The organism is Alphaproteobacteria bacterium (assembly GCA_035625915.1).
In the GTDB taxonomy this organism is placed as follows: domain Bacteria; phylum Pseudomonadota; class Alphaproteobacteria; order JACZXZ01; family JACZXZ01; genus DATDHA01.
This window is the reverse complement of the sequence record DASPOR010000184.1, coordinates 1-11,850: the sequence shown is the minus strand read 5'-3', so window position 1 is coordinate 11,850 and position 11,850 is coordinate 1. Positions and strand designations below refer to the sequence as shown.

General features: G+C 61.4%; 12 protein-coding genes. 11 read left to right on the top strand and 1 reads right to left on the bottom strand.

The features are described from left to right. The 9 genes from VEJ16_14505 to VEJ16_14465 all read left to right on the top strand — a co-directional run. On the top strand, window positions 1-394 hold a 394-nt coding region (locus VEJ16_14505; protein ID HYB10875.1), incomplete at its 5' end, for a UbiA family prenyltransferase. Then, the gene (locus VEJ16_14500; GenBank protein ID HYB10874.1) at window positions 387-545 is read left to right on the top strand and encodes a hypothetical protein; all 159 of its coding nucleotides are present in this window, start codon (window positions 387-389) and stop codon (window positions 543-545) included. The genes VEJ16_14505 and VEJ16_14500, both read left to right, overlap by 8 nt. Then, window positions 542-1,141: a cytochrome c oxidase assembly protein gene (locus tag VEJ16_14495; GenBank protein ID HYB10873.1), complete on the top strand. Its 600-nt coding sequence runs from the start codon at window positions 542-544 to the stop codon at window positions 1,139-1,141. Before VEJ16_14500 ends, VEJ16_14495 begins: the two co-directional genes overlap by 4 nt. A 39-nt stretch (window positions 1,142-1,180) precedes the next feature. Beyond that, a complete protein-coding gene (locus VEJ16_14490; GenBank protein ID HYB10872.1) occupies window positions 1,181-1,996 on the top strand; it encodes a cytochrome c oxidase subunit 3 in 816 nt (271 codons plus the stop codon). 85 nt (window positions 1,997-2,081) lie between these two features. After that, entirely contained in the window at window positions 2,082-2,870 is a 789-nt protein-coding gene (locus VEJ16_14485) for an SURF1 family protein (protein ID HYB10871.1), read from the top strand. Then, complete coding sequence (locus tag VEJ16_14480) at window positions 2,870-4,384, top strand: carboxypeptidase M32 (protein ID HYB10870.1); 1,515 nt, start codon at window positions 2,870-2,872, stop codon at window positions 4,382-4,384. The genes VEJ16_14485 and VEJ16_14480 overlap by 1 nt, the downstream gene beginning before the upstream one ends. Before the next feature lie 29 nt (window positions 4,385-4,413). Beyond that, a complete protein-coding gene (thrC, locus tag VEJ16_14475; GenBank protein HYB10869.1) occupies window positions 4,414-5,820 on the top strand; it encodes a threonine synthase in 1,407 nt (468 codons plus the stop codon). A gap of 120 nt (window positions 5,821-5,940) precedes the next feature. Then, window positions 5,941-7,245 carry a pitrilysin family protein gene (locus tag VEJ16_14470; GenBank protein HYB10868.1) on the top strand — a complete coding sequence of 435 codons (1,305 nt, stop codon included), beginning with the start codon at window positions 5,941-5,943 and terminating at the stop codon, window positions 7,243-7,245. Window positions 7,246-7,261: 16 nt separating this feature from the next. Further along, window positions 7,262-7,879 (top strand): GNAT family protein, encoded by a 618-nt coding sequence (locus tag VEJ16_14465; GenBank protein HYB10867.1) that lies wholly within the window; start codon window positions 7,262-7,264, stop codon window positions 7,877-7,879. 61 nt (window positions 7,880-7,940) lie between these two features. On the opposite strand, the gene VEJ16_14460 is transcribed toward VEJ16_14465, so the two are convergent. Then, window positions 7,941-8,516, bottom strand: a complete 576-nt coding sequence (locus VEJ16_14460; protein ID HYB10866.1) for a YqgE/AlgH family protein — start codon at window positions 8,514-8,516, stop codon at window positions 7,941-7,943. A 148-nt stretch (window positions 8,517-8,664) separates the two neighbouring features. Here VEJ16_14460 and VEJ16_14455 point away from each other — a divergent pair, with 148 nt between their 5' ends. Together VEJ16_14455 and VEJ16_14450 are read left to right on the top strand one after the other, a co-directional pair. Beyond that, window positions 8,665-10,926: a protein-disulfide reductase DsbD domain-containing protein gene (locus tag VEJ16_14455; protein HYB10865.1), complete on the top strand. Its 2,262-nt coding sequence runs from the start codon at window positions 8,665-8,667 to the stop codon at window positions 10,924-10,926. A 185-nt stretch (window positions 10,927-11,111) separates the two neighbouring features. Then, on the top strand, window positions 11,112-11,597 hold the full coding sequence (locus tag VEJ16_14450) for a peroxiredoxin (GenBank protein HYB10864.1): 486 nt from the start codon (window positions 11,112-11,114) through the stop codon (window positions 11,595-11,597). The last annotated feature ends 253 nt before the right edge of the window (window positions 11,598-11,850 follow it).

Below are 11,850 nucleotides of genomic sequence, written 5' to 3'. Positions count from 1 at the left end.
GATCTTCATGTGGACGCCGCCGCATTTTTGGGCGCTTTCGCTCTATCGGTCGGACGATTACGCGCGCGCTGGCGTACCCATGCTCCCGGTCGTCGCAGGTCGGCAGGAGACCAAGCGCCACATTCTCCTTTACGTGCTGCTGCTCTGGCCGATTACCTTGGCGCCCTGGGCGCTTGGCATCGTCGGGGCGGTCTATGGCGCGGCTGCCGCGGTGCTCGGCGCCATGTTCATTGTCGCAGCACTTCGCGTCTATCGCGAACCGGACGGTCTGCGCGACCGTGCTGCCAAACAGATGTTCGGCTATTCGATCCTTTATCTGTTCCTCCTCTTTGCGATGACAATCGCCGACCGCGCACCCGTCGCCGCCCTCGGCGGAGGACTCGGCAATGGCTGAGCGTGCGCGCAAGCGGGAGCCGGTGGCGCCCCCCGATCTTGTCAGCCGGCGCGTTCGCGCCCGAAATTGGGCGATCTTCGCCGTTCTTGCCGGGTTGGTCGTGCTCTTTTATACGATGACCGTCGTTCGCATGGGCGGGGGCGCTCAATGACCGATCGCTCCAACCGCCGCAATGCCGCGACCGCCACGATCCTTGCGGGCGTCTTCGCTGGCATGGTGGGTCTTTCATTTGCCGCCGTCCCGCTCTATCGCTTGTTCTGTCAGGCGACCGGCTATGAGGGCACCACTCAGCGGGCCGAAACAGCGCCGGGGGCGGTCGGAGACCGCGTCATCACGGTGCGTTTCAACGCCGACATCGATCCCAATTTGCCCTGGCGGTTCGAACCGGAGCAAACGGCGGTTTCGGTCAAGGTCGGGCAGCAGGGGCTCGCCTACTTCAAGGCGACCAACCTTTCGAGCGAAGCGATCGTCGGTCAGGCGCTCTTCAACGTAACGCCACTCAAGGTCGGACTCTATTTCGACAAGGTGCAGTGTTTCTGCTTCAGCCAGCAGCGCCTCGAACCGGGCCAGACCGCGGAGTTGCCGGTCACCTTTTTTGTCGACCCGGACATCGTCAAGGACCGCAATCTCGATGACGTTCGAACGATCACGCTTTCCTACACGTTCTACCGCGACAAGGATGCCGAGGAATACGACCGGGCAAGCGGCAAAACCGCCGCCACGATCCAACCGAAAAACGTCAACTGACGCCGTCCCTGAAAAGAGCAGACCAAAAGAGGAAGCATCATGAGCACAAGCCACGGCGCCGAACACGAGGCGAAGCATCCCTACCATCTCGTCCAGCCGAGCCCGTGGCCGGCCGTCGGCGCCACGGCTGCCCTGCTCGCCTTCGGCGGCGCCGTGATGTTCATGCACAAAATCGCCTACGGCACCGCGATCATGGCGGTCGGCATGGCCTTGATCCTCACCACCATGTTCTTCTGGTGGCGCGACGTGATCCGGGAGGCCGAGTTCAAGGGCGATCACACGCCGGTCGTCGCCCTCAGCCACCGTTACGGCATGGCGCTCTTCATCGCATCGGAAGTGATGTTTTTTGTCGCTTTCTTCTGGGCCTTTTTCAATGCGAGCCTCTTTCCGACCGAGGCGATCGGGCACGTCTGGCCGCCAAAGGACATCAAGCCCTTCGATGCCTTCGACCTACCGTTCCTCAACACGCTCATTCTGTTGACCTCCGGTGTCACGGTGACGTGGGCGCACCATGCGCTGCGCGAGGGCAACCGGCGCGATATGCTTCGAGGCTTGGCGCTCACGATTCTTCTCGGCCTCTCCTTCACCGGGGTTCAGGCTTACGAGTACAGCCACGCGCCGTTCAGCTTCAAAGGTGGGATCTATCCGTCGACCTTCTTCATGGCGACTGGGTTCCACGGCTTCCACGTCATGATCGGTACCACGTTCCTCATCGTGTGTTTCTTCCGGGCGTTGAAGGGGCATTTCAAGCCCGACCATCACGTTGGTTTCGAAGCTGCCGCGTGGTATTGGCACTTCGTCGACGTCGTGTGGCTCTTCCTCTTCACCTGCATTTATTGGTGGGGCGGAAGTTGAGGCTGCCTCTTGAAGGCATGCAATCCGCTTTGAGTGAATAGCCGCCGCGGCTGCCATCCCTCTCGATTGCAAGGGGGCTGGCCGGTTGGGCCTGTCGCGCGCTAAATTCACCGTCATGCGCTTTCACGAGTTCTTCCGCTTTCGACCGACCTTTTGGCCAACTGTGTTTACCGTCCCGTCGCTCATCATCCTGATCGGCCTTGGGACGTGGCAGCTCGAGAGGCTTCATTGGAAGGAAAATCTGATCGCGGAGCGCGCCCTGCGCTCGACCTCGGCCCCGATCCCACTGCCCGCCGAAAATGCGTTGCCTGATAGCTACGATTTCAGCAAAACGCAGGTGCGCGGCGAGTTTCGCAACGACAAGGAAATGTATCTTGCCGCACGCTCGCTCAACGGCAACGTTGGCTACCATGTCGTGACCCCCCTTCGTCTCGATGACGGCAGCACGATACTCGTCGATCGCGGCTGGATCCCTATTGAGCGCAAGGACCCCTCGACGCGCTCGACAGGCGAAATTGCCGGAACCGTTACGCTCGAGGGATTGCTGCGCCGCGGCCAGAAGCAAAACTGGCTCGTGCCGGACAACGAGCCGCAGAACGACATCTGGTTTTACGTCGACATTCCAGCGATGGCGAAATGGGCGAATCTCGGAGGGGTTCGGCCCTATTTTGTCGATGCCGGCCCGGACCCCAATCCCGGCGGCTACCCGATCGGCGGGCAAAGCCCGATCGATCTTCCGAACAACCATCTGCAATACGCCATCACGTGGTATTCATTTGCTGTCTCCCTGGGTGTTATCTACGTGATCTATCACCGCAACCTGGCCAAGGAGCGGCACGCGAGCGAGTCGGACGATGAAGCGGAGCGCACCTGATGTCGGCCTATGAGGAACTCGAGCGGCGGTTTCGCCGCATCGTGAATGTGCGGCACGCAATCTCGATGCTGCAATGGGATCTGGCAACCGTCATGCCGCCGGGAGGCCAGGCGTCGCGCGCCGAACAAACCGCCACGCTTCACGTCCTTGTCCATGAATTGATGACGGATCCGCGTGTGGGCGAATTGTTGGAGAGCGCCGCAGCCTCCGATGCCGACCTTGGCCCCTGGCAACGCGCCAATTTGCGGGAGATGACTCGTGCTTACGTGCATGCGACGGCGATCGACGCTCACCTAGTCGAAGCGCTGTCGAAGGGAAATGCGGCGTGCGAAGCGCTTTGGCGCGAGGCGCGTCCAAAGAGCGACTTTGCGATGATCCGGCCACAGCTTGAAATCGTCCTCGCACTTCAGCGCGAGGTGGCGGCGGCGAAGGCGGCGAAGCTCGGTCTCACACCCTATGACGCGCTTCTCGGCGAATGGGAGCCGGACGGCAAATCCGCCGAGATCGATCGCGTGTTCGATCCGCTCTCGAAGTTCCTGCGCCCGTTTCTCGAAACCGTACTCGATCGCCAGGCAACGGAAGGTGCAGCGCACGTGCTCGACGGGCCGTTTCCGATCGAGCGGCAGCGATCGCTCTGCGAAAAGCTCATGGGTGTCGTCGGCTTCGATTTCCGTCACGGTCGGCTTGACGTAAGCCTTCATCCTTTCTGCGGCGGAACGCCGGACGATGTGCGCATCACCACGCGATACAGCGAAAACGATTTCACCGAAAGCCTCATGGGTGTCCTCCACGAAACCGGCCATGCGCTTTACGAACGCGGTCTGCCCGCGGATTGGCGCTATCAGCCGGTCGGAGAACCCCGCGGCATGAGTATTCACGAAAGCCAGTCCCTGATCATCGAAATGCAAGCCTGCCGCAGCCGCGAGTTCTTGGCCTATCTAGCGCCCCTTGCCAGGGCCGCATTTGGTGCCAGCGGCCCCTCGTGGGACGCGGAAAACCTCTACCGTCACTATACGCGTGTCGAGCGCAGCTTGATCCGGGTCGAGGCGGACGAAGTGAGCTATCCCGCTCATGTCATTTTGCGCTACAGACTTGAAAGGGCGATGCTGGCCGGCGATCTTGCCGTCGCCGATCTTCCGGGCGCTTGGAATGACGGCATGGAAGAGCTGCTCGGCATTCGTCCCCCGGACGATCGGCGCGGGTGCCTTCAGGATATCCATTGGTACGATGGCGCCTGGGGCTATTTTCCCACCTACACGCTCGGCGCCATGACGGCGGCCCAGTTCTTCGGTGCGGCCAAGCGAGACGATCCATCGATCCTCGACGGTATCCGGAACGGCAACTTCGGTCCGCTCGTTGCTTGGCTGCGCAAGCATGTCCACGGCAAGGCTTCGCTACTCCCGGCTTCCGAGCTTATCACTGAGGCAACCGGGCGGCCGCTCGATCCCAAGATTTTCGAGCGACATCTCGAAGACCGCTATCTCGGCAATTCGTCGGCGGTCGCGATCGGCTAGATTGAAGTTCGAAAAAGGACAACCGGCCTTTGCGATTCATCAGCACCCGAGGGAACGCCCCGGTACTCGTCTTCGACGAAGTGCTGCTCGCCGGTTTGGCGCGCGATGGTGGGCTTTATTTGCCCGAGACTTGGCCTCGCCTGATGGCCAGCGACTTTGTCGCCTTTCGCGAATTGACCTATCCGGAGCTGGCAACGCGCGTGATGGAGCGATTCCTTGGTGGGCGCATCCCAGAGGACGTGTTCGCATCCCTTGTACGTGAGGCGTACGCCTCATTCGACCACCGCGCCGTGACACCCCTGAAGCAACTCGGGGTGAATGACTGGCTGCTAGAACTCTTTCATGGCCCCACGCTCGCGTTCAAGGATTTGGCCCTCCAGCTTGTCGGACGACTTTTCGACTACGTGCTGACGCGCCGCGGCGAGCGCGCAACGATCGTCGGCGCCACGTCGGGAGATACGGGGTCGGCCGCGATCGAGGCCTGTCGAGACCGAGACTCGGTCGACATTTTCATCCTTCATCCCCACGGTCGGGTCTCGGAAGTGCAACGTCGACAGATGACGGCCGTCGACGCGCCCAACGTTTGGAACATAGCGCTCAAGGGCAGCTTCGACGATTGCCAGGACATCGTGAAGGCGATGTTCAACGATCAGCCGTTTCGCGAGGAGCTGCGGCTTTCCGCAGTCAACTCGATAAATTGGGCGCGCATCATGGCCCAGATTCCCTATTACGTCTGGGCGGCACTAGCACTTGGCGCGCCAGAGCGCCGCGTGGCCTTCTCTGTACCGACGGGCAATTTCGGCAATGTTTTTGCGGGTTATGCGGCGCGCGAGATGGGTCTGCCGATAAGCCAGTTGGTCGTCGGCTCGAATCGGAACGATATCCTGACGCGTCTTTTTGACGGGGGGACGATGGAAATGCGCGCGGTCGAGCCGTCGCTTTCGCCGAGCATGGATATCCAAGTCTCATCGAATTTCGAGCGCCTGCTTTTCGATGTATTAGGCCGCGATGGCATGCGGGTCGCTGACGCGATGCAGCGCTTCCGCGACGAAGGCCGGCTGATGCTCGAGGCGTCCGATTGGGAGATTTTGCGTCGTCTCTTCTCAGGCTACCGCGTCGATGATCCCGCGACCGAGCAAGCGATTGCCGACGTCTATCGCGCGACAGGGGAGCTTCTCGACCCCCACAGTGCCATCGGCGTCGCGGCCGGCCGTGCGCGGCGAAAGGACGCGGCAACTCCCATGATCGCGCTTGCAACCGCGCATCCAGCCAAATTCCCCGATGCGGTCGAAGGGGCCACCGGCGTACGCCCGGCCTTGCCCCCCCGTCTTGCCGACCTGTTTCAGCGCGGGGAAAAATATTCTATACTTGACAATAACTTAACGTTGGTCGAGGAATTCGTACGTGAGCGTGCCGCCATGCGCGGAGCGGCATGAACCCATCCCCAATTCGGCAGTACAACTTTAGCCGGCCGTCGTCGTATGATGAGCGCCGAGGGCGTTGACCCGAATTGGGCGCTTCCCGATAACATATTGATCAGAAAAGGGTTTTAAAATATGGCTGGCTTGCAGGTGCTGCCGCCGAGGTCCCACAACGGGCCGGCACTGAATGTCGAGGTGACTAAACTACCGAACGGGCTCACTGTGGTCAGCGACCGAATGGAGCAGGTCGAGACAGTCTCCTTGGGGGTGTGGGTTGGCGCCGGCACGCGCTTCGAGACGGCCGATATCAATGGAATTTCGCATCTTCTCGAGCATATGGCGTTCAAGGGAACCAAGCGACGCTCGGCCCGCGCGATCGCCGAGGAGATCGAGGCGGTTGGCGGTGTGCTCAACGCCTATACATCGCGGGAATTGACCGCGTACTACGCGAAGGTGCTGCACGAGGATGCCACACTCGCAGTCGACATCATCGCGGACATTCTCCAGCATTCGATAATGGATGAGGATGAATTGGTGCGCGAGCGCGCCGTGGTGCTGCAGGAAATCGGCCAGGCGCTCGACACGCCTGACGACATCGTCTTCGATTATTTCCAAGAGACGGCGTTCCCCAATCAGCCGCTCGGTCGACCCGTGTTGGGTGAAGCGAAGCTTGTCGAACACATGGGCCGGGATGCACTCCTCGGCTACATGGCGCACCACTACGGCGCGTCGCGCATGATCGTCGCTGCCTCCGGCAAAATCGCGCACGCGCAGCTCGTCGAGCTTGCGGCCGATGCATTCCTCCATTTGCCCGCAGGCGCGTCGCCGACGATAGCCGAGGGGCGCTACCGCGGCGGCGACTTCCGATCCGAGCGCGACCTCGAGCAGGTCCACGTCATCCTGGGGCTCGACGGGCTCTCGTATCACGATCCCGATTTCCACGCGCTGCAGGTTTATTCCACACTCGTTGGCGGCGGAATGTCGTCGCGCCTCTTCCAGGAGGTTCGCGAAAAGCGCGGGCTCGTTTACTCGATCCACGCCTTTGCGTCGAGTTTCACCGATTGCGGGACGTTCGGCGTCTATGCGGGAACCAGCGAGGCTGACGTGCCCGAGGTCGTCCGCGTCGTCTGCGATGAATTGCGTTCGGTCGGCGAAACGGCGAGCGAAGAGGAGATTAGCCGGGCACGGGCGCAGCTTAAAGCGAGCATCCTCATGTCGCTTGAGAGCACGGGTGCTCGTTCCGAGCAACTCGGCCAGCAGTTGCTCGTCTTCGGCCGCCCGATTCCGACCAGCGAAACGATCAAGCTGATCGAGGCCGTCGACAAAGCCGCGATCGCGCGCATCGCGACGCGGCTGACTGCATCGAGGCCGACACTTGCCGCGCTCGGTCCGATTTCTCGACTCGAGTCCTACGAGTCGGTCGCGCGGCGGCTGAATTAGGGCGGAGCGGTCGCGGATGAGGCTCCTGCGCCCCCTCTCCGGATCACCACCCGCGCCGACCCGTCTCGCTGGCCGCCTCACCTATTTGCGCATGCCGGAAGATCGCGATTGGCGCCCGTGGGCCGATCTGCGGGCGGCATCACGCGATTTCCTGATGCCTTGGGAGCCGACATGGCCGCCCGATGCGTTGACACGCGATTCGTTTCGCAGGCGACTTCGCCGCTACGGCATCGATTGGCGCGAGGACGCCGGTTATAGCTTCTTCGTCTTTCGACAGGAGGACAACTGCTTCCTTGGTGGCGTGACGCTAGGAAATGTTCGCCGCGGCGTCGCCCAGTCCGGCACGCTTGGGTACTGGATCGGGCAACCCTATGCACGCCACGGATACATGACCGACGCGCTTCGGGCCGTTGTGGCATTTTCGTTCGAAGCGCTCGAGCTCCATCGTCTCGAGGCGGCATGCCTGCCGACGAACACGGCAAGCCGCCGCGTGCTGGTAAAGATCGGCTTCAAAGAGGAAGGCTACGCGCGCAAATATCTTCGTATCAATGGCGAGTGGAGCGATCATCTCCTTTTCGCGCTTATCGGGACGGAAGCCGGATATCCGGCGTCGACCGAGTCGGTCTACGAGTGAATGAAAAAATTTGGTGTGGCGTAATTGATTCGGGCGTCGATTGACTCTGGCATGAATTGATTCAGGCGTGACCGGCGTTATCGGACAACATGCGAGAATCGACGCCGAGTTTAGCCATCGCGCGCTCCCATTTGGTATCAAGATCGTTGTCGAAGAGCAGCGCCTCGTCCGATTGCACGCTGAGCCAGCCGTTGGCCTGGATCTCGTCCTCAAGCTGGCCGGGTCCCCAGCCGGCATAGCCCAAGGCGAGTAGCGAACAACGCGGTCCTTGTCCATCGGCGATCGCCTTGAGGATGTCAATTGAGGCGGTGAGGGCGACACTCTCCTCGACAACCAGGGTCCCGTCGGCATGGAAATCACCCGAGTGAAGCACGAAGCCGCGCCCGGATTCGACCGGTCCACCAAAATGCACGCGAATATCCTTGGTCGTACCTCTCGCCGGAATACCGATCTGATCCAGAAGTTCGAGGAAAGTGAACTGCTTGAGCGTGCGATTGACGACGAGCCCCATCGCACCTTCGGCACTGTGCGCGCACATATAAACGATTGTCTTGGCAAAGCGCGGATCCTGCATCGTCGGCATGGCGATAAGCAGCTGTCCCGCGAGGTAACCCGTTGCGGCCACGGCAATCTTCATGATGACTCACATATGGTGCGCGCAATCTCCAAACAAGCCGAGTCTAACACATCTTTGTGAATCAGGCGTGTTTGTGAAGCCGCCCGATCGGGTTTATATGTGCACGAAATATGCTGATTAACCCTTAATCCGCGTGGCGAATATTCGAATGTTGGGGCAGGTTTTTGCGTATCGACACTGGCTTCGAGCCGTCCTCCAGCGCGCTGGCCTCCCCATTGCGGCTCTCGCCCTCGCCGCGGTTTTCTGGCAGGCGGACGCCCAAACCTCTCTGCCAACCTCCGACACAACTCGAGGCGTAGACGCAAGTGTCGGCCAAGAGCGGGGCCAATCCAAGGCTCCTGGCGACGTTGTCGAGGCAGCATCTGTGGTGGAACCGGGTGCATCTCAGCCAGCACTTACGGATCAGACGGAAGTGCGCCTGATCTCTGCCGCTGCCGCCGCGGGCGACGCGAGGACCGTCCAGCTCGGCCTCGACTTCAAGCTCCAGCCCGGATGGAAGATCTATTGGCGCAGTCCGGGTGCGGCCGGATTTCCGCCTCACGTCGAATGGGACGGATCGCAAAACCTGGCGCATGCCGAAATTCTTTGGCCGGCACCCGAGCGTTTTTCGGTCCTGGGCCTCGACACGCTCGGATATCACGATAGGGTGGTGTTCCCGATTCATGCGGAGCTTACTCGGGTGGGGGAACCCGTCTCCCTCAAGGCGAAGGTGGACTACCTCACCTGTCGGGAAATCTGCATTCCCTATACGGCCGAACTGGCGCTCGATCTTCCGGCGGGTCCGGCGGCACCGACGGCATTTACCCACCTCATCGATCGCTTCGAGAATGAGGTTCCTCGCGGCGACCGCGCGGTTGGTCTCTCGATCGAGCGCGCGGCGATCGCCGGATCGCCGGGGAAGCCGGTTCTCGAAGTCATGGCGTCGGCGCGGGAGCCGTTCCAGCGCCCCGATCTCTTTGTCGAGGGTCCGTCCCCACTCGATTTCGCCGCTCCGACTGTCGCACTCACAGACTCCGGACGCCTCGCGACGTTGCGCGTTGCAATAGGCACCGTCGCCAAGGAGTTTCCCGACTGGCGAACGACCCCACTCAGGCTCACCCTGGTCGACGGCCCGCGCTCGCTCGAGATGAGCATCACCCCCGATGCGGCACCGGCCAAGTCCGGAGCGGGGTTGCTCGCCCTCATGCTGTTCCTTGCACTCGTCGGCGGGCTCACCCTCAACCTTATGCCATGCGTGCTGCCGGTACTTTCCTTGAAGCTTCTCGGGGTGGTCACGCATGCGGGGGCAGGGCGAAGTGCCATACGCGCAAGCTTCCTCGCGTCTGCGGCGGGGATCGTCTTTGCATTTCTTCTTCTTGCCGTTGCAACAATCGCCCTCAAGCTCGCTGGCCGTGCGGTCGGCTGGGGTATCCAGTTTCAGGATCCCGTGTTCCTGACGGCACTTGCCGTCATTTGCGTGCTCTTTGCGGCGAACCTTTGGGGCCTTTTCGAGATACGCTTGCCGGGATTTCTCGCCGACGCGATGACGGAACAGCCTGGCAAAGGGCAGCAGGGTATCGTCGGCCAATTCCTCACGGGCGCCTTCACGACGGTCCTCGCAACTCCATGCTCTGCCCCTTTCCTCGGCACAGCCGTCGGGTTTGCGCTCGCCCGAGGATCGTTCGAAATCGCCGCGATTTTTACGGCCCTTGGGATCGGGCTTGCCCTGCCGTACCTTTTAGTGGCTGCCGTTCCGGGTCTTGCACGGCATTTGCCCGCGCCCGGCCGTTGGATGGTGACCGTGAAGGTAATCCTCGGCGCGGCGCTGGCAGCGACCGCTCTATGGCTAGCCTCGGTGATGGCCGGAATATTCGGTGTACGCGCGGCCGTTGCGGTCGCACTGTGCCTTGCTGGAATTCCCCTGGTCCTTTGGGCCCGCCGGCTGTGGCCTGACTTCGCGCGCCGGTCGGGTGCGGTGGCGGTTGCGGCACTCGTGATCTTTGCATTTGCCTTGCCAGGGGAACTGCCGGCGGACAAAGCCGGCGAGACCGGGCGCGAGAATCTAGGCTGGTCGACTTTCGCGCGCGCCGAAATCCCCAGCCTCGTCGCCCAAGGCAAGATCGTCTTCGTCGACGTGACGGCGGATTGGTGCATCACTTGCAAGGCGAACAGAACGCTCGTGCTCGATCGCCCGCCGGTCGCTGAAATGCTCGCGGCGCCGTCGGTTGTGCGCATGCTCGCCGATTGGACGCGGCCTTCGGACGAGATTGCAAGCTATCTTACAAGCTTCGGACGCTATGGGATTCCGTTCAACGTCGTCTACGGCCCGGGCGCCCCGGCCGGGATTCCTCTGCCGGAGCTTTTGACTCCAGATCTCGTTGCCGAAGCGCTCGACAAGGCGGGGCCGATAAAGCGCACCTCTCAAAACTAGGCGCGCTCCAGTCGCTCGGCAGAACCAGGAAAGCCCCCAAAAGGGGCTATATTTCCCACGAAGAATCGTATTTATTGTGCGCCATCGAAGGCTTGAGACGAGCGGGCGACCCCGCATCCGACCCAAGTTCCGTGAGGGCCGCATCGGCTTTCATCATGTTTCATTCTCAATAATGGGGTAGGACAATGACCATCAAGGTTGGAGACAAGATTCCGTCCGTTAAGCTCAAGTACATGGGCGCCAACGGTCCAGCCGAAATCACGACCGATGAGCTTTTCGCGGGTAAGAAGGTTGTTCTGTTCGGCCTGCCGGGTGCGTTCACGCCAACATGCTCGGCCAAACACGTGCCTGGATTCGTTCAGCACGCGGACGCGATCAAGAAAAAGGGCGTGTCGACAATCGCTTGCATCTCGGTCAATGACGCCTTCGTGATGGGGGCGTGGGGCAAGGAACAGGGTGCTGGCGAAAAGGTCATGATGCTCGCTGACGGCAATGCCGATTTCACGAAGGCGGCCGGGCTCGAACAGGACCTGTCGGCGGCAGGGCTTGGGCTTCGCTCAAAACGTTATGCCATGATCGTCGACAAGGGTGCGGTCAAGTGGATGGGCGTTGAGGAAGCGCCCGGCAAGCTCGAGGCAAGCAGCGCCGAGGCGGTGCTCACGCACCTCTAAACGTCCGCTAGAACGCAGCACTTTTTTTGGGGACGAACAGCCGACGCGCTCGAATTTCCGCGTCATGGACCCCGCAAGCCGGAATTGATCGGATGCCGACGGAGAGGCATTACCAAGATCGCGAGAGAGGGGGCGAACGCCCCCTTTTTCTGAGCTCGCCGGCACGGAACACGTCGGCTTGCACCGGTCGCACGGACCAATCGTGACAAAATGACAACTGATTCGGAAGCGATCTCCCCCTCACCTTTGCGAC